General features: G+C 46.5%; 19 protein-coding genes and 7 tRNA genes. 15 read left to right on the plus strand and 11 right to left on the minus strand.

Features of this window, described 5'->3' with window-relative positions:
• Positions 1–99: 99 nt before the first annotated feature.
• From gltX to FTU95_RS03795, 4 genes are all read left to right on the plus strand, one after another.
• The gene (gene gltX, locus FTU95_RS03780) at positions 100–1,608 is read left to right on the plus strand and encodes a glutamate--tRNA ligase (protein WP_180077608.1); all 1,509 of its coding nucleotides are present in this window, start codon (positions 100–102) and stop codon (positions 1,606–1,608) included.
• A 57-nt stretch (positions 1,609–1,665) separates the two neighbouring features.
• Positions 1,666–1,741, plus strand: a tRNA-Ala gene (locus FTU95_RS03785).
• A 36-nt stretch (positions 1,742–1,777) separates the two neighbouring features.
• Positions 1,778–1,853 (plus strand) — tRNA-Glu (locus FTU95_RS03790).
• A gap of 150 nt (positions 1,854–2,003) precedes the next feature.
• A complete protein-coding gene (locus tag FTU95_RS03795) occupies positions 2,004–2,345 on the plus strand; it encodes a hypothetical protein (RefSeq protein WP_180077610.1) in 342 nt (113 codons plus the stop codon).
• Between the two features lie 70 nt (positions 2,346–2,415).
• Here FTU95_RS03795 and ettA read toward each other — a convergent pair whose 3' ends face one another.
• Positions 2,416–4,077, minus strand: a complete 1,662-nt coding sequence (gene ettA, locus FTU95_RS03800; RefSeq protein WP_005168915.1) for an energy-dependent translational throttle protein EttA — start codon at positions 4,075–4,077, stop codon at positions 2,416–2,418.
• 310 nt (positions 4,078–4,387) lie between these two features.
• On the opposite strand from ettA, the gene FTU95_RS03805 reads away from it, so the two are divergent.
• The 11 genes from FTU95_RS03805 to FTU95_RS03855 all read left to right on the plus strand — a co-directional run bounded on the left by FTU95_RS03805 (position 4,388) and on the right by FTU95_RS03855 (position 17,459).
• Positions 4,388–5,665: an O-acetylhomoserine aminocarboxypropyltransferase/cysteine synthase family protein gene (locus FTU95_RS03805; protein ID WP_005168919.1), complete on the plus strand. Its 1,278-nt coding sequence runs from the start codon at positions 4,388–4,390 to the stop codon at positions 5,663–5,665.
• Positions 5,666–5,961: 296 nt separating this feature from the next.
• Positions 5,962–6,849, plus strand: coding sequence for an SDR family NAD(P)-dependent oxidoreductase (locus FTU95_RS03810; RefSeq protein WP_044108999.1), 888 nt, complete (start codon positions 5,962–5,964; stop codon positions 6,847–6,849).
• Positions 6,850–7,075: 226 nt separating this feature from the next.
• Entirely contained in the window at positions 7,076–7,858 is a 783-nt protein-coding gene (gene hisIE, locus FTU95_RS03815) for a bifunctional phosphoribosyl-AMP cyclohydrolase/phosphoribosyl-ATP diphosphatase HisIE (protein WP_159138540.1), read from the plus strand.
• 15 nt (positions 7,859–7,873) lie between these two features.
• Positions 7,874–9,376 carry a UvrD-helicase domain-containing protein gene (locus FTU95_RS03820; protein ID WP_034608364.1) on the plus strand — a complete coding sequence of 501 codons (1,503 nt, stop codon included), beginning with the start codon at positions 7,874–7,876 and terminating at the stop codon, positions 9,374–9,376.
• A 33-nt stretch (positions 9,377–9,409) separates the two neighbouring features.
• Positions 9,410–10,792 carry an AAA family ATPase gene (locus FTU95_RS03825; protein ID WP_180077612.1) on the plus strand — a complete coding sequence of 461 codons (1,383 nt, stop codon included), beginning with the start codon at positions 9,410–9,412 and terminating at the stop codon, positions 10,790–10,792.
• Between the two features lie 446 nt (positions 10,793–11,238).
• Positions 11,239–14,076, plus strand: coding sequence for a monovalent cation/H+ antiporter subunit A (locus FTU95_RS03830; RefSeq protein WP_180077614.1), 2,838 nt, complete (start codon positions 11,239–11,241; stop codon positions 14,074–14,076).
• Positions 14,077–14,080: 4 nt separating this feature from the next.
• The gene (locus tag FTU95_RS03835; protein ID WP_180077616.1) at positions 14,081–14,446 is read left to right on the plus strand and encodes a Na+/H+ antiporter subunit C; all 366 of its coding nucleotides are present in this window, start codon (positions 14,081–14,083) and stop codon (positions 14,444–14,446) included.
• Positions 14,446–16,254, plus strand: a complete 1,809-nt coding sequence (locus FTU95_RS03840; RefSeq protein WP_180077618.1) for a monovalent cation/H+ antiporter subunit D — start codon at positions 14,446–14,448, stop codon at positions 16,252–16,254. The genes FTU95_RS03835 and FTU95_RS03840 overlap by 1 nt, the downstream gene beginning before the upstream one ends.
• Entirely contained in the window at positions 16,254–16,772 is a 519-nt protein-coding gene (locus FTU95_RS03845; RefSeq protein ID WP_005094373.1) for a Na+/H+ antiporter subunit E, read from the plus strand. The genes FTU95_RS03840 and FTU95_RS03845 overlap by 1 nt, the downstream gene beginning before the upstream one ends.
• Positions 16,769–17,044, plus strand: coding sequence for a monovalent cation/H+ antiporter subunit F (locus FTU95_RS03850; RefSeq protein WP_005094376.1), 276 nt, complete (start codon positions 16,769–16,771; stop codon positions 17,042–17,044). Before FTU95_RS03845 ends, FTU95_RS03850 begins: the two co-directional genes overlap by 4 nt.
• A 10-nt stretch (positions 17,045–17,054) precedes the next feature.
• Entirely contained in the window at positions 17,055–17,459 is a 405-nt protein-coding gene (locus tag FTU95_RS03855) for a Na+/H+ antiporter subunit G (RefSeq protein WP_005094378.1), read from the plus strand.
• Between the two features lie 105 nt (positions 17,460–17,564).
• On the opposite strand, the gene FTU95_RS03860 is transcribed toward FTU95_RS03855, so the two are convergent.
• The 10 genes from FTU95_RS03860 to secG all read right to left on the minus strand — a co-directional run bounded on the left by FTU95_RS03860 (position 17,565) and on the right by secG (position 24,130).
• Entirely contained in the window at positions 17,565–17,969 is a 405-nt protein-coding gene (locus FTU95_RS03860) for a ribosome-binding factor A (protein WP_005094380.1), read from the minus strand.
• Positions 17,969–20,680: a translation initiation factor IF-2 gene (gene infB / locus FTU95_RS03865; RefSeq protein WP_005094383.1), complete on the minus strand. Its 2,712-nt coding sequence runs from the start codon at positions 20,678–20,680 to the stop codon at positions 17,969–17,971. The genes FTU95_RS03860 and infB overlap by 1 nt, the downstream gene beginning before the upstream one ends.
• Positions 20,681–20,690: 10 nt before the next feature.
• Complete coding sequence (nusA, locus tag FTU95_RS03870; RefSeq protein WP_005094384.1) at positions 20,691–22,175, minus strand: transcription termination factor NusA; 1,485 nt, start codon at positions 22,173–22,175, stop codon at positions 20,691–20,693.
• A gap of 34 nt (positions 22,176–22,209) precedes the next feature.
• A complete protein-coding gene (gene rimP / locus FTU95_RS03875) occupies positions 22,210–22,734 on the minus strand; it encodes a ribosome maturation factor RimP (protein WP_005094386.1) in 525 nt (174 codons plus the stop codon).
• A 222-nt stretch (positions 22,735–22,956) separates the two neighbouring features.
• Positions 22,957–23,033: transfer RNA gene (locus FTU95_RS03880), tRNA-Met, on the minus strand.
• 196 nt (positions 23,034–23,229) lie between these two features.
• Positions 23,230–23,306, minus strand: a tRNA-Met gene (locus FTU95_RS03885).
• Between the two features lie 68 nt (positions 23,307–23,374).
• Positions 23,375–23,451, minus strand: a tRNA-Met gene (locus FTU95_RS03890).
• 80 nt (positions 23,452–23,531) lie between these two features.
• Positions 23,532–23,608: transfer RNA gene (locus FTU95_RS03895), tRNA-Met, on the minus strand.
• A gap of 54 nt (positions 23,609–23,662) precedes the next feature.
• Positions 23,663–23,747: transfer RNA gene (locus FTU95_RS03900), tRNA-Leu, on the minus strand.
• A 53-nt stretch (positions 23,748–23,800) separates the two neighbouring features.
• On the minus strand, positions 23,801–24,130 hold the full coding sequence (gene secG, locus FTU95_RS03905; protein ID WP_005094388.1) for a preprotein translocase subunit SecG: 330 nt from the start codon (positions 24,128–24,130) through the stop codon (positions 23,801–23,803).
• Positions 24,131–24,133: the final 3 nt, after the last annotated feature.

Genomic DNA, 24,133 nt, shown 5'->3' on the forward strand with positions numbered 1-24,133 from the left:
AGATTTAAAGCCATATCACTGAATGTTGAATAAAGCATTAAGTGATGTGGCTTTTTCGCTATAATAGAACCAAATTTATATTCTAGATTATATCCGGCTATGACTGTTCGTACTCGTATTGCACCTTCTCCTACAGGTTTTCCTCATGTAGGTACTGCCTATATTGCCTTGTTTAACTTATGTTTTGCTAAACAGCATGGGGGTGAATTCATCCTTCGTATTGAAGATACTGACCAACTGCGCTCAACACCTGAATCTGAAAAGATGATCCTGGATTCATTGCGCTGGCTCGGTCTCAACTGGTCTGAAGGTCCAGATGTGGGTGGCCCACATGCACCGTACCGCCAGTCAGAACGTATGGATATTTATAAAAACTATGCGCTGGAACTGGTTGAAAAAGGTCATGCCTTCTACTGTTTCGCCACTGCCGAAGAACTGGATCAAATGCGTGCTGAACAGCAAGCACGTGGTGAATCTCCACGTTATGACGGTCGAGGCTTAAACCTTTCTCAAGCAGAGGTCGAGCGTCGTTTGGCTGCTGGCGAAGCACATGTGATTCGCATGAAAGTACCGACTGAAGGTATTTGTAAATTTAATGACATGCTGCGTGGTGAAGTCGAGATTCCATGGGCGCAGGTCGACATGCAGATTCTGCTGAAAACTGACGGCTTGCCAACCTATCATTTGGCCAACGTGGTGGATGACCATTTAATGCAAATCACGCATGTGATTCGTGGTGAAGAATGGATTCCATCTGCACCGAAGCATCAGTTGCTGTACCAGTACTTCGGTTGGGAGATGCCGGTGCTGTGTCACATGCCACTGCTACGCAACCCGGACAAATCAAAATTGTCTAAGCGTAAAAACCCAACTTCAATCAACTATTACAAAGATATCGGTGTACTGCCTGAAGCCTTGTTGAACTACTTGGGTCGTATGGGCTGGTCAATGCCAGATGAAAGTGAAAAATTCACATTGGTAGAAATGATTGAACATTTTGATATCAAACGCGTATCACTCGGTGGTCCAATCTTTGATGTTGAAAAACTCAACTGGCTCAATGGTCAATGGATCAAAGCCCTTTCTCCTGCTGAATTGCTCGATACGCTGCTGGCATGGAAAGCAGACCGTGCCAAATTAGAAGAAATCGCAGCTGCGATTCAACCACGTATCAACTTGCTGTCTGAAGCAGTGAACTGGTCTGCGCATTACTTCAACCACTTCCCGGCCCTGACTCAGGAGCAGTTTGTCAGCAAAAAACTGTCTGACGAACAGGTACGTCAGAGCTTGCAGTTTGCCATTTGGCGTTTAGAAAGCCTGTTCACCTGGAACAATGACACGGTCAGCCAAACCTTGATGGATTTGGCAGCACAAATGGAAATTAAACTGCGTGACTTCATGCCGGCCTTTTTTATTGCCATTGCCGGTTCAACTGCGTCTACCCCGGTGATGCAGACTATGGTCACCATTGGCCCGGATTTGACCTTCGCACGTTTACGTCATGCGCTGGAAATTGTCGGTGGCCCAAGCAAAAAAGAGCTGAAAGTCTGGGAAAAACTCAATGAAAGCTTAAAATTGCCGAAAAATGAAGCGGTTGATCAAGCTTAATTAATTTTTTTGTTGACGTGTGAGCGCGATATCCCTAATATAGCGCTCACACAGACTGGGGTCATAGCTCAGTTGGTAGAGCGCTACAATGGCATTGTAGAGGTCAGGAGTTCGATCCTCCTTGACTCCACCAAATCAAGTCTTGCTTTAGCTGTGTAACGCCTCAATTGTCCCTATCGTCTAGAGGCCTAGGACATCGCCCTTTCACGGCGGTAACCGGGGTTCGAATCCCCGTAGGGACGCCATATTCAAGATTACTTTTGAAGTGGTCTTTTAAAAAACCCAAGCATTATGACTTGGGTTTTTTATTGCCTGTATATTTTATGTTGGGCAATATTTCGGTTTCTTCGCATCTTCCGATAAAATAATCAGTAATTTAGAATTTTGGAGTTGTAATGCAATATCGTTGCCCTAAGTGTCAAAGCCCGAAAATCATGCCAGTGGCCCAGCCAGGTCAAGCAGCTCCACGTCCGGTGGTTCCTAAAAGCCTGATGTTTCTGGTGCCCGCCCTGTTCCTATTATTATTACTGGTGATCATCAGTATCGCGATGTGGATCTTTGGTGATGGTGCAGGTACCACTTTACAGACTGCAACCGTCATCGTCTTTATTCTTTCTTTGATTGCAGGCTTTATGTTTTATAAAGATCTACCTGATTTTAAAATCTCCATGCAAGCATTTATGCAAACCCAGAAGAAATGGAAATGTCGTGAATGTAATCACGAGTGGGAACTCTAAGTCACTCACCACCGCCCTATAAGCACAAAAAACCAGCCCGAAGGCTGGTTTTTTATTTTAAAATCAGGGATTAAACACCAATTTTACGGTATTTTTGACGCTTCGCGACCAGATCATCACCATCGCGCTTACGGCGATATTCTTCAAACTCAGCATAGTTACCAGTGAAGAATTCAGGTGTTTCACCTTCAAATGACAAGATGTGCGTTGCAATACGGTCCAGGAACCAACGGTCATGCGAGATCACCATCACAGTACCCGGGAACACCAGAATGGCATCCTCAAGCGCACGTAAGGTTTCGATATCCAGGTCGTTTGACGGTTCATCGAGCAAGATTACGTTTGCGCCCATTTGCAGGATTTTCGCCAGTTGTAAACGGTTACGCTCACCACCTGACAATTGACCGACACGTTTTTGCTGATCCTGGCCTTTAAAGTTAAAGCGACCGATATATGCACGAGATGCAATTTCGTATTCGCCAATCTTCAAGATGTCTAAACCGCCAGAAACTTCTTCCCAAACGGTTTTGTTGTCATCAAGCGTGTCACGAATCTGACCGACATAAGCCACTTTCACCGACTCACCCAGTACCACAGAACCGGTATCAGGTTGTTGCTCACCGGTCATCATGCGGAACAGTGTGGTTTTACCTGCACCGTTCTCACCGACGATACCCACGATCGCAGCAGGCGGTACAACGAATGATAAATCTTTATACAGGGTACGATCACCAAACGATTTGCTGATGCCTTCAACTTCTACAACCTTGTTGCCTAGACGTGGGCCAGGTGGAATGTAGATTTCAGAGGTTTCGTTACGCTGTTGGAATTCACGCGAGTTAAGCTCTTCAAAACGCTCCATACGCGCTTTGTTTTTCTTTTGCTGGCCTTTGGCATTTGAGCGAACCCATTCAAGTTCTTTTTTCAATGCTTTAGCAAAAGATTCTTCTTGCTTGTTCTCTTGCTCTAGACGCGCATTTTTCTGCTCTAACCAAGAAGAGTAGTTACCTTGGTATGGAATGCCCATGCCACGGTCAAGCTCAAGAATCCACTCAGCCACGTTATCCAAGAAATAACGGTCATGCGTAATCGCAACGATGGTACCCGGGAAGTCTTTCAAGAAACGTTCTAACCAGGCAACAGATGATGCATCTAAATGGTTCGTCGGTTCGTCAAGAAGCAACATGTCTGGCTTAGACAAGAGCAAACGGCACAGTGCCACACGGCGGCGTTCACCACCTGAAAGCAGTTTAACATCGGCATCCCAAGCTGGAAGGTTCAGTGCAGCAGCTGCCTGATCCATCTGATTGGCAAGGTTATGTGCATCCCATGCATGGATAATGGCTTCGAGCTTTTCTTGCTCTTTTGCAAGTGCATCAAAGTCAGCATCTTCTGCTGCATATTCTGCAAATACTTCGTCAAGACGTGCCAAAGCATCCAGCGGCTCACGCAGACCATCTTCAACGTTGCCACGCACGTCTTTAGTTTCATCTAAAGGCGGCTCTTGCTCGAGATAACCGATTTTAGTACCTGGTTGTGCACGTGCTTCACCAGAGAAATCTTTATCTACGCCCGCCATAATACGAAGCAAGGTCGATTTACCTGCACCGTTTAGACCAAGCACACCAATTTTTGCGCCCGGGAAAAATGATAAGGAGATATCTTTCAGGATTTCGCGTTTCGGCGGCACCATCTTAGACACTCGGTTCATCGTATAAATATATTGGGCCACGTAGGACTCCTCAACTGAAAAACCAAATGGGGTTAAAACAACCACCCCAGCTCAAAAAAGAGCGAAAAAATAATCGGCTATTATACGCAGAAAGCTGCGAAAACATAAGCCATTGCCATGAACTTCAATGCATTGTTACAAGTTTATTTATGGTGATTTTTCAAACAGCTGATTTAAGTCAAATAAGTGCGTCGAATCCCAATTTATATATGATTATTTCATCTATCTATTTCAGTAAAATTGCACTTTTACTTATATATGAAAATGTTACACTCAAGTCATAAACTTAAACACAAGAAGATCAGTCATAATGAGTTATAAAGCAGAAACCCTTGCGATTCATGCAGGTTATAGCCCTGAAGCCACCACCAAAGCAGTTGCAGTGCCAATTTACCAAACTACGTCTTATGCCTTTGACAATACTCAACATGGGGCCGATTTGTTCGATTTAAAGGTACAGGGCAATATCTATACCCGGATCATGAACCCGACCACGGCGGTGTTAGAGCAACGTATCGCCGCACTTGAAGGCGGGATTGGCGCACTTGCTTTAGCGTCTGGTATGGCTGCAATTACCTATGCGATTCAGACCATTGCTGAAGCCGGTGACAATATTGCATCCGTATCTACGCTCTATGGCGGCACCTATAACCTGTTCGCACACACCCTGCCGAAGCAAGGTATTGACGTGCGTTTCTTTGATTATGAAAAACCGGAAAGCTTGCGTAGTTTAATTGATGACAAGACCAAACTGGTCTTTGTGGAATCCATTGGTAATCCACTGGGTAATATTATTGATCTGGAAGAGATTGCAAAAATCGCGCATGAGTACGGTGTGCCTGTGGTCGTGGACAACACGGTGGCAACGCCAGTGCTACAAAAATCTTTTGATTTTGGTGCCGACATTATCGTGCATTCATTGACCAAATATATCGGCGGTCATGGCAATTCGATTGGTGGCATCATTGTCGATAGCGGTAAATTCCCGTGGGGTAAATATCCTGAACGCTTTCCCGCGCTGAATACCCCCGATCCAAGTTATCATGGCGTAAACTATGTCGAAGTTCTCGGTGAAGCGGCTTATATCGCTCGAGCGCGTGTGGTGCCACTACGCAATACTGGGGCCGCGATCAGCCCGCAAAATGTATTTCTGATCCTGCAAGGTTTGGAAACTTTAAGTCTGCGTATGGAGCGTCATACTGAAAATGCGCTTAAAATTGCGGAATATTTACAGCAGCATCCTAAAGTAAAATGGGTCAATTACGCTGGTCTGAAAGATCATCCACAACATGCCTTGGCACAAAAATATGTGAAAGGTAAACCGTCTGCAATTCTGACCTTTGGTGTAGAGCATGGTCTTGAAGGCGGCACACGTTTTATTGATGCGCTGCAACTGTTTACCCGTCTGGTTAATATCGGCGATGCCAAAAGTCTGGCCTGCCATCCGGCGACCACCACACATCGCCAACTCAATGCCGAGGAGTTAAAATCAGCAGGTGTCAGTGAAGATATGGTGCGACTCTCGATTGGGATTGAACATATTGATGACCTGATCGCGGATCTGGAACAGGCGCTAGCGACCGTTTAAAGGCGTGTTTCATCTGACTCAAAACTCCACCCTTTCTGGTGGAGTTTTTTTATTTATATTCTAAAACAGCCACTTGCTTTGCTTTTTATTTTCATGGTAAAAGTTAAATGAAATAGCGAACACAAATAGAGCAATTACTCTAATTTTTATTTTAATTTCAATGGTTTAATTTATAGATTTTCCTGAAGAATTGGTTATCATATCTGTACTCACCTTCGCTCTCATCTCCTGTTAGAGCGCCATACACCTTTAATAAAAATAATTTGAACGCTGACTTCAAATTAGGGATAACAAATGTGAAAACTAGATTACACAAACAACTGGAAAAATCTGTTGCGGGTAAAACCGTCCTGATCACCGGCGCATCCAGCGGTATTGGGTTAACGACGGCACATCAACTGGCCGATGCAGGTGCGCATGTTTTACTGGTGGCCCGTACTCAAGAAACCCTAGAACAAGTAAAAGCAGACATTGAAGCCAAAGGCGGCAAAGCCTCAATCTTTCCATGCGATTTAAACAATATGGAGGCGATTGATGAGGTCTCCAAACAGATCATTGCCTCAGTCGATCATATTGATATTCTGATCAATAATGCGGGTCGTTCGATTCGCCGCGCCGTGCATGAATCGGTCGACCGCTTCCATGATTTTGAACGGACCATGCAGCTGAACTATTTCGGCGCCGTGCGTCTGGTCATGAATATCCTGCCACAAATGATGATCCGTCGCGCGGGTCATATCATTAACATCAGTTCGATTGGCGTACTGGCCAATGCCACCCGTTTTTCGGCCTATGTCGCGTCAAAAGCTGCGCTGGATGCCTTTAGTCGCTGTCTGTCTGCCGAAGTACATTCGCATAAAATCGCCATCACCTCGATCTATATGCCTTTGGTACGCACTCCGATGATTGCACCAACCAAAATTTATAAATACGTCCCGACACTTTCTCCGGAACAGGCAGCTGACCTGATTGCCTATGCCATCGTGAAACGTCCGAAGAAAGTTGCGACCGGTTTGGGTCGTCTGGCCTCGATTACTTATTCGATTGCTCCGGATATCAACAATGTTCTGATGTCGATTGGTTATAACCTGTTCCCAAGTTCAAGTGCCTCTGTGGGTCAACCACAAAAATTAAATTTGGTGCAAAAAGCATATGCACGGCTGTTCCCGGGCGAACACTGGTAATTTTTACTGGGATAATTTCCTGAAAATACGAGCCGCCGATCGGGCGGCTTTTTTGATGTCTCAGTTTTAAATCTCTAGGTGAAAGCAAGCTCATCTGGATCACACACGACATAGCCTGTCTTTATCGACACAGATTTTTGCCGCAAATGCTGCGAGATCACGTACACTATCTGCGGATATTTCCTATCCGTATTTTTATATTTTGATTGAAATGATGGAAACCCTTATGAACAACGCGCAATGGCTCGATGAAGTAAAATTTAACGAACAAGGATTAGTCCCTGCCATTGCCCAGCATCATCAAACTGGTCGTGTCTTGATGGTGGCCTGGATGAACCGTGAAGCGCTAGCACTAACGGCTGAGAAAAACCAAGCCGTGTATTTCTCCCGTTCACGCAGCAAGTTATGGCATAAGGGCGAAGAATCAGGACATTTTCAAACCGTACATGAAATCCGTCTGGACTGTGATGCCGATGTAATTGTGCTGCAAATTGAACAGCATGGCGGCATCGCTTGTCATACTGGTCGTGAATCATGTTTCTATCGTAAACTCACGCCAAATGGCTGGGAAATTGTCGATGCACAGCTGAAACACCCGTCTGCAATTTATGGTGAAAAATCCACAAATCCGCATACGCTGGCGATGGAAGCGTCAAGCGCCCAGTCTGAACAGGTCGAAGTCTTGTCCTATCTGGGCCAAATGATGGCAGAACGCAAACAGGCCGATCCGGATTCCTCTTATGTGGCCAAGCTCTATCACAAAGGCCTGAACAAGATTTTAGAAAAAGTCGGTGAAGAAAGCTTTGAAACTGTGCTGGCTGCCAAAGATTTCAACGCTCAGGTCTCTGAAGACAATAAAAATGATCTGATTTATGAGGTGGCAGATCTGTGGTTCCATACTATCGTCATGCTCGGCTATTTCGATATCGAACCGCAACTGGTCTTGAATGAGCTGGCACGTCGTCAGGGCTTATCCGGTCTGGTTGAAAAAGCCAGCCGTCAGCATTAAATGATGAATATGCCTGTGTCTGATCTGCAAAAACCCAAGGCCACTTATGAGCAGGCCACTGCCATCGATAATGCCCGTCTGGGTAATTCCTTTAAAGTAATTGCCTATGCCGGCACAGGTAAAACCACCACATTACAAATGATCAGTGATGCCATGCCTGAACGGCGTGGCATGTATCTGGCTTTCAACAAAGCCATTGCCAGTGAAGCGCAAGCCAAATTTCATCGCGGCGTAGATTGCCGCACTTTTCACTCGCTGGCATTTCGCAGTGTTCCACGTGGAATCACCGACAAGCTGCGTCTGCCCCGTTTAAGTCCAAGCTTTATTGCCAAAGAATACCGTCTGGAACCGATGACCATGCGCCGTATGATGGGTGGGCGTTATGAAAAATATGTCTTGATGCCTTCGCGTCTGGCGAGTTTAGTCGCCAATGCGGTTGGCTATTTCTGTTCGACCAGTTCGCAATACCCTGCTCCGCGGCATATTCAGGCACCGAGCTGGTTGCATCCAGATGATATTGAAATTCTGCAAAAGAAACTCTATCCGGCCGTAGAACGGCGCTGGCTAGAATCAATCGATCCCAATCATCAGGCCGGGATTGGCCATGATATTTACCTGAAACTCTGGGCGCTGTCTGAACCGAATATTCCGGCCGATTATGTGCTGTTTGATGAAGCGCAGGATGCCGACCCACTCATGCTCGGAATTTTGCTGAAACAGCGGAATACTCAGGTGATTTATGTCGGCGATGCGCATCAGCAGATTTATGCTTGGCGCGGTGCGGTGAATGCCATGCAGCAACTGCCCTTACCCGAATCACGCCTGACCACATCGTTTCGTTTCGGCCCTGAAATCGCGTTAAATGCCAATGCCATTTTAGGTGCACTGAATGAAACCGTGCCTTTGCTTGGCAATCCGTTGTTAGATTCTAAAGTCGTGAATAAACCGCATACCAAAATGCGGGATGCAATTTTATGCCGGACCAATGCCCGGGCCATGGAACTGTTACTTGCCGGACTGGTGCGTGGTGATAAAGTCAGCCTGCAAGCCGATCATGTCAAACTGAATCGTTTTGTCGATGCGGCTGCCATGTTGAAACAGGGCAAACGTGTGGTCGATGTGCCGGAATTGGCTTGGTTTAATTCCTGGCATGATGTGCATGAATACTGTGAAACCAATGAAGGTAGCGACATCAAACCGCTGGTTAAACTGGTCGATGAACATGGCACCGATCCATTGAAAAAAGCCCTAGCCAAAATCACCCCGATTGGACAGGCGGACTATATTATTTCCACTGCCCATAAGGCCAAAGGTCTGGAGTGGGAACGGGTGCATATTGAAGATGACTATCAGTTTAAGCTGAATGAAAAAGATCATAAAATTAGTGATGAAGAGCTACGTTTACTTTACGTGGCCTGTACACGTGCTAAAGTAAGCTTAAATATTCATCACATTTATGACCTGATTCAACAACTGAAGATCAAGATGCCGCAGTCGCTTCGTCAAGCCGTCGGTTAAGGTATGGATGTAAAATCATGGTACAGGTGATCTATGCACATCGAAGCGCTTCAACTGAAACACACCCTGCATTTTCCAGAGATTCAGCTTCAGCTTGATTATTCACAATATCCGCTTACCTTAATTTTGGGCAATCAGGGTACTGGCAAAACCACTTTGTTACGCTGTGCTTATCAGGCGCTGACCTGGTTTGCAGCGCGTTATCGCGATAGCCGGGCTGCCGGTCTGGTGATGCCTGATCAGGACATCATGCAACACCGGCTGCAATCCAAAATTGATATCCGGGTTGGCTTTCCCGAAGAGGTTTCAGCGCTTACAGAATCCAGCCAGACTGAAGCTGCACAGCAACAGAGCTGTTCCTGGCAAGTCTATAAGACTTTAAATAGTCAGGGACTCGGCTTTAGCAAAGCAGAAACTGCACAACTGGACAGCATGCTTGGCCTTTATCAGAAAGCCCGATTCAATGATCCTCTGCTCGGCTTGCCGCTGATTGCCTATTATCCTGCCGACCGCTTTGTCAATGACGTCAATCTGATCAGCAAAAACAATCCAGCCATTTTCCATACAGCGTATGCTTACGACATTGGCGCGATTCCGTTTACGACCTTTGCCCGTTTCTTTGAATGGTTGCGTGAAGTCAGTGATATTGAAAATGCGCAAAGCGCCAAGATCATGGATCAGATTTTAGCGCGTGCCTTGCAGCAGCCTGAAGATATTCGGGGAGATGAACTGGCGTGGCAGATCGAGAAAGCCCAGGCACAGCTGCATACCCCGCATTTAACGGCCTTAAAAAATGCCCTGTCGCAGGTATTGCCTGACATCAGCCAGATTGAGTTAAAATACCAGCCCAAGCTGCAACTGATGCTGACCTATCAGGACAAGAGTTTTACTTTTCAGCAACTTCCCAATAGCATCCGCACCTGGATTGCACTGGTGGGCGATATTGTACGGCGTCTTTGTCTGCTCAACCCGAACAGTTTATTTCCATGTCAGGAAGGTACAGGAGTGTTGTTGATTGATGCCATTGATCATCAGCTGGATCAGGATCTGGCAGCAGAGATTCTGCCACGTCTGCATCAGGCATTTCCTAACTTGCAAATTATTGCCACCGGCAACCGACCTGAGTTACTGGAACATGCACAGGCCTTTCAGTGCTTAAGACTCGAAAATAAACAGTTGCATCCAATTCATCTTGAAAGCATGAAAATCCAGTTTGATCAGATCTATGCCGAAATGGGTCTACATACTGATCCAGACGCAATTCCTGCCGAAGAAGCGCTAATAGAAACCGTCACCGAACCGACTACACCGCTTGCTGTATTACAGCGGATTCAGCAACAGTTGAATCCTGAACAGCAGCAGGAATTGTTACGTTTACTTGCTCAGGATCAGCCGACGCTACCGCAATCGCTCTAAGTAACGTTGAAAAACAGTAATGATCGTTTCGATGAATATCGAGATTTATCCAGACCATTTTAGTGCTGTCTTTTTGCAATTGTAAAACTGCATTTAGTCATATTTACAATCAATGCTTGCAATTTAATCTTAATTTTCGGTCACTTCTGGATGATCTGTTTAAGCATCCACCCCACGCCAAAAGCCTGCTCGCGTATAATTTATAAGTTCGACATAAAAACGTTGATGTTGTTGTTATCCTGTAATATGATCGGTTTTATTTGCGAATTTCATTGTAAAATCGGAATTTGCTATCGTTTATAAGTTGCGCAATACAACTGTTTTTATATTCTTTTTGAATATTCTTTTGGCTTTCAAGATTGAGAAGTTTGGGTTGCTCCTTGTAATCCTGTAGTCCTTGAAAGATGAAGATTCACCCTAGGTTGGTCACAACCTAAATCACGACAATGGATACGAGTGTGCTGCCGATTATTATATTGTTACCGTTAGTATTAGGCACAACCCTTGTCTCGTGGCTGAAGCAATTTTCGCGCGGGGTAACGGCTTTAGGGGCAATTGGTGTCAGCCTCAGCAGTTTCTTATTATTATTGAGTCAGGCGCCTGCCATCTTTGATGGTGCCGTGATCATTCAGACCTGGTCCTGGCTGCCCCAGCTCGGGATCGATTTCAGTTTCCGTCTGGATTCTCTGGCCCTGCTGTTTGCCTTGCTGATCAATGGCATAGGCACCCTGATCTATATTTATGCCTATTATTATCTCAATCCTAAAAATTCGCTGAGCAAACTTTATTTCTTGCTGATGCTGTTTATGGCAGCCATGCTCGGAATTTCATTGTCGAATAACTTGCTGATCCTGCTGGTTTTCTGGGAACTTACCAGTATTTCATCATTTTTACTGGTGGGCTATTGGAGCAATTACGAAGCCGCACAGCGCGGCTCACGTATGGCCTTGACCATTACCGGCATGGGTGGCTTGGCCATGCTTGGTGGCTTCATCCTGCTGGGTCAAATTACCGGCACTTATCAGATTGATCAAATCCTGACGATGACTGAACAGATCCAGTCACATGCGCTATTTGTTCCCACTTTGTTGCTGATTTTACTCGGTGCCTTTACCAAGAGTGCGCAGTTTCCCTTCCATTTCTGGTTACCCAATGCCATGGCAGCACCGACACCGGTCTCTGCCTATTTACACTCGGCCACCATGGTCAAAGCCGGCCTGTTTCTGGTCGCACGTTTACTCCCGATTTTTGCGGGTGCGGCACTGTTTCATAATATTGTGACCTTTGTCGGTCTGTTTACCCTGTGCATGGCCGCCTTTTTTGCCATTTTTAAGGAAGATCTGAAAGGTCTGTTGGCCTATTCAACCATCAGTCATCTGGGTCTGATCATGTGTCTGCTCGGGATTGGTTCTCCACTGGCAGTCGCAGCAGCAATTTTCCATATTATTAACCACGCGACCTTTAAAGCGGCCCTGTTTATGATTGCCGGTATTATCGATCATGAATCTGGCACCCGTGATTTACGTAAGCTTTCCGGTCTGTGGCAACTGCTGCCCTTTACTGCAACGCTGACCATGATCACTGCGGCCTCTATGGCCGGTGTTCCATTGACCAATGGTTTCCTCTCCAAAGAGATGTTCTTTACTGAGCTGGTGGCCAATTTAAGCGGGCCAGTGCTGGTCGGTTCAGCCATTGTGGCAACATTGGCCGGAATTTTTGCAGTCACTTATTCGATTCGTCTGGTGCATGGGGTATTTTTCGACGGCCCACTGGGCAAGCAAGTCCCGAATAAAAATGCGCATGAGCCACCATTTGGCATGCGTGCACCCGCCACTTTACTGGCATTTTTATGTATTTTAGTGGGTCTATTGCCCGCACTTTTGGTCGAAAAAATCGTGAATAGTACCACGCAGGCAACGACTCAAAATTTTGCTTTTGAAGGTACGCATCTGGCCCTCTGGCATGGGTTTAATCTGCCATTATTAATGAGTGTGATTGCTTTGGCCGGTGGTGCAGTATTTTACTTTTCTCTGGCTAAAGGTGGTGCCTTACGTGAAATTGATCTGGATCCAAAACTGGGCCGCTTACAGGGTCGGATCCTGTTTGACCTGTTCCTGAAAAATCTGCTGTTAAATTCACGTCGTTTCCGCCGTGCCACTGAAACTGGCAAATTACAAAGCTATTTATTATGGATTGTGATCTTTACCATCGGTCTGGTTGGTTTCCCATTGCTATCCAATGGTATCGGTAGCGGTACGCGTGAGCTGACCCACGCCCCTGCCCTGGCCATTGTCTTGTGGATGTTGCTATTTTCTGCCTGCTGGATGCTGCTATGGTTCCATCATGAACGGATTAAAGCGGTACTGATCAGTGGTGCAGTGGGTCTGGTGGTAACCATGGTCTTTATTGGCTTCTCGGCACCTGACCTGGCATTGACCCAAATTACGGTCGATGTGGTAACCACCGTCTTGTTATTAATGAGTTTATCTCTGCTACCACAGCTAACCCCTTATGAATCCAGTCCAACCCGGCGCTGGCGCGATGCGATCATTGCGCTGGGCGGCGGTCTCGGTATTGCCACCATCGCCTGGCTGATCATGACCCGTGATCATAATTCTATTTCATGGTTCTTCCTGCAGCAGTCAATTCCACTCGGCGGCGGCACCAATGTGGTCAATGTGATTCTGGTCGACTTCCGTGGTTTCGATACCTTCGGCGAAATTACTGTACTCGGGATTGCCGCGATTGGTGTGCTTAGCCTTATGGATGGCATGCGTGCGCATGGCACCACCATGACCCAAGGTTTGACCTATCGATTTAATCCCTCCCCCTTGATGTTACGTATCACGGCATCATGGATTTTACCTGTAGCTCTGGTAGTCAGCCTGTATATCTTTATGCGTGGCCATAACCTGCCGGGCGGTGGATTCATTGCAGGATTAGTCACCTCACTGGCCTTAATTATTCAATATATTGCGGTGGGACAGGATAAAACTGAACAGTTGCTGGGTGCCAAATCTGGTCGTCTTTATGAAATCTGGATTGGCGTGGGTTTAACCATTGCCGGTTTGACCGGGGTTGCAGCCTGGTTCTGGTCACGCCCATTCCTGACCAGTGCGCATATTTATGTCTCGCCACCCGTGATTGGAGAAATGCATCTGGCTTCGGCGGCGCTGTTTGATGTCGGTGTCTATGTCACTGTAGTCGGTGCGACCATGCTGATGATTTCTGTGCTGGGCGATTCACGTCACTCCAGTATGACTGGCCCAGTACCAAGAGGATAATAGAATGATGAGTTTAGAATTTTTATTAGCCTCCGCCATTGGTCTACTCACCGCCACCGGAATCTATCTGATTCTGCGTGCGCGTACTTTTCCGGTGGTGCTGGGCTTGGCCATGATTGGTTATGCGGTCAACCTGTTTTTATTTGCCATGGGGCGGATCCAGATGAATTCGCCTGCCGTATTGACCGAGGCCTCCAGAGTCACCGATCCCCTTCCGCAGGCACTGGTGCTGACCGCCATCGTGATTGGCTTTGCCACCACTGCCTTTATTGTTCAGCTGGCACTGCGTAGCCGTTATGAATCAGGAACAGACCACGTTGATTCAAAAGAAGAAACACCTCAGATTGACCCACGTGAGGATGAGCCTTAATGACTGATCTTCTTCACTTCTGGTCTCAACATACGCCAATTTTCAGTATTCTTTTACCGGCCATTACCGCTTTTAGTCTGGTACTTTTAGGCAATCCGGGTTCTGGCTCCCTGACCACAGACTGGCGTCAGCCTTGGCGTCGTGGTATCAGCCATATCTCGGGTATCTTGGGTCTGATCATTGCGGTCAGTTATTTAATTGACAGCAGTCAGGGTCAAGTCAGTGTATATACACTGGGCGAATGGGCGGCACCTTTTGGGATCGTGCTGGTGCTGGACCAACTCTCTGCCATGATGCTGGTGTTGACCTATGCCCTGGCAGTACCGGTGGTCTGGTATGCCAGTAAAGAATGGGATACCCGTGGCCGTTATTTCCATACCATGGTGCATTTCCTGCTGATGGGCCTGACCGGCGCCTTCCTGACTGGTGACTTATTCAACCTGTTCGTATTCTTTGAAATCTTGCTGATGGCGTCCTATGTGCTGCTATTGCATGGACAGGGCAAGGCGCGTTTCCAGCTGGGAATTCATTACGTCACCATTAACCTGCTGGCTTCTGCGCTGTTCCTGATTGGACTCGGCATGATTTATGGCAGTGTCGGCAGTCTGAACATGGCCGATGTGGCGCGCTTAATGCCTACCTTGGCAGCAGATCAGCATAAACTGGCCGTTGCCGGTGGACTCATGCTATTCGTGGTCTTCGGGATTAAGGCGGCAATGCTGCCGGTGGGCTTCTGGTTACCCAAAACCTATGCCGTAGCCACCACCCCTGTTGCCGCACTCTTTACCATCATGACCAAAGTCGGGATCTATGCGATTTTGCGAATCAATGGAACTGTTTTTGATGATGAATACAGCCATCAGATTCTGATGAACTGTCTACTGGTGATCGGTCTGATTACTTCAGTCTATGGTGTCATTTGTGCGATTGGTACAGAACGCCTGCGCCGTTTTGTCGGCTTTATGGTGCTGTCTTCAGTCGGTACGATTCTGGTGGCCATTGGCATGAATACGACGGCAGCCTGGGCCGGCGCCCTATACTATATGGTACACAGTACCCTGATTGCTGCGGCATTTTATATCCTGTCTGGCTGGATTACCTCACAGCGCGGTGAGTTCAAAGATCATTTTAAAATCGCACCGCTGATGAAACAGAACAAGCTGGTTTCGATTGTCTATTTCATCATTGCCTTGATGATGGCCGGTCTGCCACCGTTAAGCGGCTTCTTTGGCAAAGTCTTTATTTTGCAGGCTTCTGCCAATTCAGAGCATCAGATGATCATTATCCTGACCATTCTGCTGGTGAGTTTCCTCAGTATTCTGGCTTTTACTCGAGTCGGCTTTATGCTGTTCTGGCGCTCGACCAAACCTGAAGATGATTTGAATTCTGACGATTTCCACAAATATGAAGCTTTACCCAGTAAGGCACCTGCACGTAATGATCACACGATCTATTTGCTACTTGCCGGCTTAACAGCTTATGTTGTATTTGCTGGACCGATCTATCAATATAACTATCAGACGGCAGAACAGATTAAAAACAATCCGGTCTATGAAGCTGCCCTGTTAAAACGTGATGCAGAAGGTCAATTTATTAGTGTGCAACCCTTTGATCCAAGTTATTTGCCAGAAACCAAATATGGTGGCGAGGTGGTAGATCCAAATGCACATCTGATTCCTTATATGATTTCAGAAGCCACTTTGGAAGGTGAAAATATTTCTGAATTCAAACAACGTCAGATTGACCAGCAGCATATTGAACAAACCCAACATGATGATAATCAACTTAAACCGGCGGAGGGACCTTAATGGCTGAATCATTCCTGCAACGTTGGTTCCCGCACCCGTTGGTTTCTGTAATCGTGGGACTCAGCTGGACTTTGCTGTCACATAGCACAGAAGCCGGAACCTTGCTGGTGGCCCTGCTTCTGGCGATTGTCATTCCCAAAATGGTCGCGCCGTTTATTGACTATACCCCGAATATCCAGTGGCGGCCTGCGCTGCGTCTGTTCTTTGTCGTGGTCTGGGACATTGTGGTGGCCAATCTTAAAGTTGCAAAACTGGTCTTGGGGCCGACCAAAAATCTACATCCCAAATGGTTCCGTGTGCCTCTGGAAACCGAGCATGAAGAAGTCAACACCTTACTGGCCATGATTATTACCACTACACCGGGCACAGTCACTGCCGGTATTGATCAGGATCGTGGTGATATTCTGGTGCATGCTTTAAGCACGGATGATGAAGCAGCTGAAATCGAGCTGATCAAACAACGTTATGAACAGCCCTTGCTTAAAATTTTCAGCGCACAGACAGGAGAAAAAATATGACGATTCTGCCTTATGCATTAATGATTTGCCTGGGTGCAGTCACTGTCTCGATGTTACTCTGCCTGATCCGACTCATTACCGGCCCTTCTATCGTTGACCGCCTCTTGGCACTCGATACCCTGTTCCTGAATGCCACCTGTCTGATTGTCATTTTGGGAATTTACTGGAGCAGCACTTTTCTGTTTGAAGAGGCCTTACTGGTGGCGATGCTCGGCTTTGTCTCTACAGCAGCTTTGGCGCGTTATTTCACCACTGGCCATGTCATCGACTAGGAGTTTTTAAATGCCGTTAATTTTAGAAATACTAGTTTCGATTTTTTTATTGATTGGTGCTTTCTTCATGCTGGTCGGTGGGATCGGGATGGTGCGCCTGCCCGATCTGTTTATGCGGCTGCATGCACCGACCAAATCCAGTACCTTGGGCTTGGGCAGTTTTCTGATTGCCGCGATTATTTTTTCTGCCATGTACGGCCGTTTCGGTTTTGCTGAAGTGCTGATTACCCTGTTTGCTTTTATCACTGCACCCGTATCGGCCAATCTGATGGCGCAGGCAGCATTGCATTTACGTTTACGCTCGCTAAGTGGTGAGGTTCCAGAAACACTGGAGCGTCCCCTGCCTTGGCAACGTTCACGTCGCCGTGCTTTTTATGAGAAAAAAATGAATCATAAAAATGATGATCTCACTTGATTTGGACTATTTTTAGATAGGTCGATTCACTTCTAATGTTTAAAGTTTCAATAAAGCCAGCTATAAAAAAGCCACCCGAAGGTGGCTTTTTTATTGTCCTAAGACTTATTCATCATCTTTTTTTGCTTCAGCTTCAGGTAAATCCTTCACAGCTTCAGCAATTAGACCAAACATATAGTTACCATAGGCATTGGTCTTGTCGTAATGGAAACGTAGACGAGGTGTAATACGGGTTTTGATACGACGGCTCAGTTCGTGACGCAGGAAACCAGAGGCTTTGTTTAACACCTCTAAAGTTTCTTTATTCGCCGCTTCACTTTGTTCATCGCCCAGCTCACGTCCCATAACAGTGACATAAACTTCCGCATATCCCAAGTCCGGGCTCACCTTCACGGCAGAGATGGTCACCAGACCACCTAAGCGTGGATCTTTCAGCTCCTGACGGATCAGTTCTGACAACTCGCGTTGTACTGTATCCGCCATACGCTTCAGACGTTGACTACCCGCCATTAAAGACTCCGTTTAATCAGTTGAACATCGTACACTTCGATCTTATCCAGTGCTTTGATGTCTTTATAACCTTTCACCGCAAGACCACATTCCATACCGGCACGAACTTCTTCAACCACTTCTTTATAGCGACGAAGAGATTCAAGCTCGCCCTGGAATACCACCACGTCATCACGGAGTACGCGAATCGGTTTGTTACGATGCAATACGCCTTCAAGAACCATACAGCCCGCAGCCGCACCGAATTTACTTGAGTGGAATACTTCACGTACTTGTGCAACACCCAGAATCGTTTCACGATGTTCAGGTGCCAGCTTACCACTCATTGCTGCTTTCACATCATCAATCAATTGATAGATAATTGAGTAGTAACGAATGTCGATGCTGTCTGCATCGGCTTTTTGACGCGCAGTGTTGTCCGCACGAACGTTAAAGCCAAGTAGAACTGCTTCTGAAGATTCAGCCAGTGTTACGTCAGACTCGGTGATTGCACCAACGCCCGAACCAATAATACGTACTTTCACTTCATCCGTTGCAAGTTCAGCAAGTGCAACATGCAAGGCTTCCAGTGTACCGCGTACGTCAGTTTTCAGCACCACGTTCACGATAGGCACATCTTTCTTGCCCATAGACGCCATGATGTTTTCAAGACGCATTGCAGATTGACGCTCAAGACGTTTTTGACGTTCACGATCCATACGTGCATCGGCAACTTCACGTGCTTTTTTCTCATCGCTAACAACAAGAACTTCGTCACCTGCCATTGGCGCTTCTGGAAGACCCAAAATTTCCACTGGAATTGAAGGACCTGCAGATTTGATACGCTGACCATTTTCATCGGTCATTGCACGAACGCGACCATAAGATGAACCAGCAAGAACCAGGTCACCCACTTTCAAGGTACCGTTTTGAACCAGAATAGACGTGACCGCACCACGGCTGTTGTCTACACGTGCTTCAATCACCACACCTTGTGCAGCACCTTCTTCCGATGCTTTCAATTCAAGCAATTCAGCCTGGATCGAAATCAGGTCTAGAAGTTCATCGATACCTTGACCAGAATGCGCCGAAACCATGGCAACCGGTACATCACCGCCCCATTGTTCAGGTACGATCTGTTTGGTGGTCAATTCGTTCAATACGCGATCTGGATCAGCAGATTCTTTATCCATCTTGTTGATTGCAACAATGATTGGTGTACCTGCAGCACGTGCATGGTCGATTGCTTCTGCAGTTTGTGGCATAACACCATCATCTGCTGCAACAACCAGTACCACGATATCCGTTGCTTTGGCACCACGTGAACGCATTGCAGTAAACGCTGCGTGTCCCGGAGTATCAAGGAAGGTAATAATACCTTTGTCGGTTGTAACGTGGTAAGCACCGATATGCTGGGTAATACCGCCTGCTTCGCCTTGCGCCACTTTGGCACGGCGGATACGGTCAAGAAGCGATGTTTTACCATGGTCAACATGGCCCATGATGGTAACCACTGGTGCGCGCGTTGTTTGTGCACCACGTGCTTCTTCAGCTGCTTCAAGCAAGTTATCTTCAGCTTGCGTATCAGAAACCAATACCGGGTTATGACCCATTTCTTCTACGATTAACGCTGCAATTTCCTGATCAATGGCTTGGTTCTGAGTAACCAGCTCACCCATTTTCATGAGAGATTTAATAACTTCACGAACCTTGATCGCCATTTTCGCAGCCAGGTCAGCCACAACAATGGTTTCACCAATTTCAACATCGTAAACCTGTTTCTTCACAGGTTTTTCGAAGCCGTGCTTATTGCCCTGGCTGGTTTTCAAACCGCGTTTAGGCTGTTTGCTGAAGCTCTGTTCTTCCTGACCACGACGTCCACCTTTTTTCGGTGCACGTGCAGCTGGGGTATTGGTACCACGTTTGATCTCGCGGTCTTCTTTGGCAAATGAGTCTTCATATGCCTGACCTACCAGACCGGCAGCAAGCGGAGAATCATCTACGACACGAATCGTTGCTGTTGTATCTTCAGCGGTGTACTTAGACGCCATCTGACGCATTTGTTCAAGCGTACGTTGCTGCGCTTCTTCAGCCGCTTTACGACGTGCTGCTTCTTCAGTCGCTTTTAATTGCGCTGCCTGAGCTTCACGTGCTTTTTTCTGTTCAGCCGTTTCAGTTTGTTTAACAACCTGTTTTACAATCGGCTTGTTGGTCGATTTGCGTTTTACCACGACTGCCGCTTTAGAAACTTCTTGCTTGTCGCTGGTTTGTTTTGCAGCAGCACGCATCGCTTCTAGAGCTTTACTCGCGTTATTTACGCCAGTTTTCGGAGCTTCAGCAGAAGAAGCAGCTTGTGCTGTATTCTGCTCAGGCGCAGCTTTGGCCTGTTGTTCAGCCTTGGCTTTCGCCAATGCTTCTGCTTTGATCTGTTCTGGATCAGGCTTAACAAATGTATGCTTCTTGCGAACTTCTACATTAATCGTTTTCGCCTTACCTGAAGTACTCGCAACTTTTGCAGTACTGGTTGTTTTACGTTTCAACGTGATTTGCCCTGCTTGGCTTTCTGAACCTTGTGATTTCTTCACATGGCTCATCAAGCTATCTTGTTGTTCGGTGGTAATAATATCGTCAGCTTTACGCTGTGGTAAACCTGCCTCACGAACCTGCTCTAGGAGCTTCTCAACTGGACGACCCACGCTGAGGGCTAACTCTTTAATCGACTTGTCCGTCATATACTACCTCCTAGTTAAACCATGATTCGCGCGCTTTCATAATGAGTTGACCGGCTTTCTCAGCACCCAAACCTTCAATATCTTCGATATCGTCGGTCGCCTGATCTGCCAAATCGTCAACTGTTACCACACCACGAGCTGCTAGAGCTTGCGCGATCTCTGCTGTCATGCCTTCCATTGCAACAAGTTCTTCACTTGGCGCTTGTATATTTTCTTGCTGTTGTAATGCATCAGCAAGTGCAATTTCTTTCGCACGGCTTTGCAATAATTCAACCAGTTCAGCATCAAGTTCGATTTCATCAAACGTTTCTGCAGGGACATAAGCAATTTCTTCAAGCGAGGTGAAGCCCATTTCTACCAGTGCCATCGCCAAATCTTCCGCGATATCCAGACGTGTTACAAACATGTCCAGATACTGTTGCGCTTCGTTTTGTTGACGGGCGTAGTATTCCTCTTCCAGCATCATGTCCAGCTTGTAGCCAGTCAATTCTGATGCCAGACGAACGTTCTGACCTTGTGAACCAATCGCACGAGCCAATTGATCACTCGTTGCAAAGATGATGTCTGCAGTACGGGCATCTTCATCGATGACAATACTCGATACATCTGCTGGTTCCAGTGCGCTGGCGATGTACTGGGCAGGATCGTCAGACCATACCACGACATCGATACGCTCACCGTTCAATTCTTGTTGAACAGCCTGGATACGTGTACCACGCATACCAATACATGCACCAACCGGATCAATACGGTGATCATTTGTTTTTACTGCAATTTTAGCACGCACACCCGGTTGACGAGCTGCTGCTTTAATTTCAATAATTTCTTCAGAAATCTCAGGGATCTCTTTCTTCATCAATGCGATCAGCATATCCGGCTTGGCACGTGACAACTGGAGTTGCGCACCACGACCTTCACGGTTCACATTGAACAGAATCGCATTCATACGTTGCTTCGGACGAAGGATTTCTTTCGGAATCATTTCTTCACGCGCAAGGTATGCTTCAGCATTATCACCCAAGTCAATGATAAAGCCATCTTTGGTTTGTTTCTTCACTTCACCATAGATCAGCTCGCCGACTTTAGATTCGTAAGCATCGGCCACAAGTGCGCGTTCTGCTTCACGGATCTTCTGTACAATCACTTGCTTGGCAATTTGTGCTGCAATACGACCGAAATCAATCGACTCTACTTCGAGTTCACGAATATCACCAATTGACCATTGTGCAGGATCAAGATCAGAAATCGCATCCTGACACGCTGGCATTTCATGATCTTCGTCAGCGACTACTTCCCACTGACGAAAAGTACGGTAGTCACCTGTTTTGCGATCAATTTCCACACGTAAACGTGCTTCTTCAGAGCGAGTTCCTTCGTAGAATTTTTTCTTGGTCGCCGCAACTAAAGCTTGCTCAAGCGCTTCGAAAATTGCTTCACGAGGTACACCCTTTTCGTTACTAACCGTTTCAACGACGGTCAGAATTTCACGTGCCATACGTCACCTATTCGTTAAATTTTTATTTATTCAATTAATCTTGGAAGACCAAATTTGCTTTATCGATATTGTGACTGTCGATCTCCAATACCTGTTGCTTTTCTACTTCAACTTGAATCATTTCATTGTCTAGGTCGACTGCAACCAGTTTGGCCTGGAATTTACGACGGTTATCTACTGCACTAATCAGACGTAATGCTACGCTATGACCAATATAGCCTGACATCTGTTCGAGCTGGAAGAATGGACGATCCCAGCCTGGAGAAGACACTTCAAGTGAATATTCACCCGAGATCGGATCATGAACATCCAGCATGGCGCCGACTTGCTGCGTTACACGCACACAATCCTGAACACCAATACCACGCCCCTGTTCCTCTTCACCGTCTTCATTAACGGCCGGTTCAGCGCTTGCATCGACCGGTTTATCGATGTAGATACGTAATAACGAACGTTTACCCTGTGGCAGGAACTCAATCCCCCAAAGGTTTACATTACAGGCTTCAACTGCCGGTGCAATCAAGTCCTGAAGTGCTTGAGTTTTATTTGATAGCTTCATTTACTCTCGTCATCTGGTGCGATTTTATGATCTATTTGACCACTACAAACCAATACAAACTATAGTAGTAGTGAAACATGGAGACGTGACCAAATAATGTCGACACTACACGATAGCCAATAAAAAAGGGCGTAAATCGCCCCAATTAAGCACAATAGCGATTTTTTTCAAATCCCACTGTGCAAAAAGGCCCACCTTGTTGTGAGCCTCTTTTTAGAAACTTGGTAGCGGGAGCTGGATTTGAACCAACGACCTTCGGGTTATGAGCCCGACGAGCTACCAGACTGCTCCATCCCGCATCAACGTGCAAAAATTATATACAAAAGATGAGAGCTTTTCAATCAAAACTGCATCATTCTGCATATTTGTCATCTGTGACTGAAAAAATGGTAGTGGGTGCTAGATGTAAACCAACAACCTTCGCCAGTTTATAGAGAGTTGAGCCCGACAAGCAATCAACTAAATCCATAAATAACATTTACCAAACCATTTAAATGGTAGCGGGAGCTGGATTTGAACCAACGACCTTCGGGTTATGAGCCCGACGAGCTACCAGACTGCTCCATCCCGCATCAGCGTACAAATAACATTCAGCTTAAAAAAACTTAAACTGCTTTTAAAGTTTGCATCTTTAAAAGATTGGTAGCGGGAGCTGGATTTGAACCAACGACCTTCGGGTTATGAGCCCGACGAGCTACCAGACTGCTCCATCCCGCAACAACATGCAAATTATATTTCTCAGCTTAATAACTTATTAAACTGCCTCTTAAAAGTTTGCGTCTTTAAAAAGGATTGATTGGTAGCGGGAGCTGGATTTGAACCAACGACCTTCGGGTTATGAGCCCGACGAGCTACCAGACTGCTCCATCCCGCATCAACAGAAGTTTTTTCAGCTGCATACACCAACTTAAATTTCTGGATTATAAGTTGGTGCGGAAGGGGGGACTTGAACCCCCACGCCCGAAAGCACTACCACCTCAAGGTAGCGTGTCTACCAATTCCACCACCACCGCAGCTGTGACGCATTCTAGTCGCATCACTGGAAAAAAGAAAGGACTAATTAAAACTATTCGGTCGTTTCTGGTGCAGTTGGTGAAGTTTCATTCGATTGCACAGGCATGGTCGGCGCAGATTGAACCGTTCCCAAACTATAGGCATTTGTGCTGTCTTTCTTGGCCAAAACAGCCAGAGTCAAACTGGTCACAAAAAATAGCGCCGTTAAAATGGCAGTCAAACGGGTCATAAAATTGCCGGAACCCGATGCCCCGAATACTGTCGCCGCACCACCGCCACCGAAAGAGGCACCAGCATCTGCACCTTTACCATGCTGAACCAAAATCAAGACAATCATCAAAACAGCTAAGATAATATGTACTACCAGCACAAAAGTTTGCATGCT

The sequence above is a fragment of the Acinetobacter sp. YH12208 genome, assembly GCF_013418055.1.
GTDB lineage: Bacteria > Pseudomonadota > Gammaproteobacteria > Pseudomonadales > Moraxellaceae > Acinetobacter > Acinetobacter pseudolwoffii.

Bases quoted from the DNA above. Each gene is read 5' to 3' on its own strand.
- FTU95_RS03805 (WP_005168919.1), top strand. From the start codon at position 4,388: ATGAGTTATAAAGCAGAAACCCTTGCGATTCATGCAGGTTATAGCCCT.
- FTU95_RS03835 (WP_180077616.1), top strand. From the start codon at position 14,081: ATGATGAGTTTAGAATTTTTATTAGCCTCCGCCATTGGTCTACTCACC.
- FTU95_RS03825 (WP_180077612.1), top strand. From the start codon at position 9,410: ATGCACATCGAAGCGCTTCAACTGAAACACACCCTGCATTTTCCAGAG.
- gltX (WP_180077608.1), top strand. From the start codon at position 100: ATGACTGTTCGTACTCGTATTGCACCTTCTCCTACAGGTTTTCCTCAT.
- hisIE (WP_159138540.1), top strand. From the start codon at position 7,076: ATGAACAACGCGCAATGGCTCGATGAAGTAAAATTTAACGAACAAGGA.
- infB (WP_005094383.1), bottom strand. From the start codon at position 20,680: ATGACGGACAAGTCGATTAAAGAGTTAGCCCTCAGCGTGGGTCGTCCA.
- FTU95_RS03860 (WP_005094380.1), bottom strand. From the start codon at position 17,969: ATGGCGGGTAGTCAACGTCTGAAGCGTATGGCGGATACAGTACAACGC.
- FTU95_RS03855 (WP_005094378.1), top strand. From the start codon at position 17,055: ATGCCGTTAATTTTAGAAATACTAGTTTCGATTTTTTTATTGATTGGT.
- secG (WP_005094388.1), bottom strand. From the start codon at position 24,130: ATGCAAACTTTTGTGCTGGTAGTACATATTATCTTAGCTGTTTTGATG.
- nusA (WP_005094384.1), bottom strand. From the start codon at position 22,175: ATGGCACGTGAAATTCTGACCGTCGTTGAAACGGTTAGTAACGAAAAG.
- FTU95_RS03845 (WP_005094373.1), top strand. From the start codon at position 16,254: ATGGCTGAATCATTCCTGCAACGTTGGTTCCCGCACCCGTTGGTTTCT.
- FTU95_RS03840 (WP_180077618.1), top strand. From the start codon at position 14,446: ATGACTGATCTTCTTCACTTCTGGTCTCAACATACGCCAATTTTCAGT.
- FTU95_RS03795 (WP_180077610.1), top strand. From the start codon at position 2,004: ATGCAATATCGTTGCCCTAAGTGTCAAAGCCCGAAAATCATGCCAGTG.
- FTU95_RS03850 (WP_005094376.1), top strand. From the start codon at position 16,769: ATGACGATTCTGCCTTATGCATTAATGATTTGCCTGGGTGCAGTCACT.
- rimP (WP_005094386.1), bottom strand. From the start codon at position 22,734: ATGAAGCTATCAAATAAAACTCAAGCACTTCAGGACTTGATTGCACCG.
- FTU95_RS03830 (WP_180077614.1), top strand. From the start codon at position 11,239: ATGGATACGAGTGTGCTGCCGATTATTATATTGTTACCGTTAGTATTA.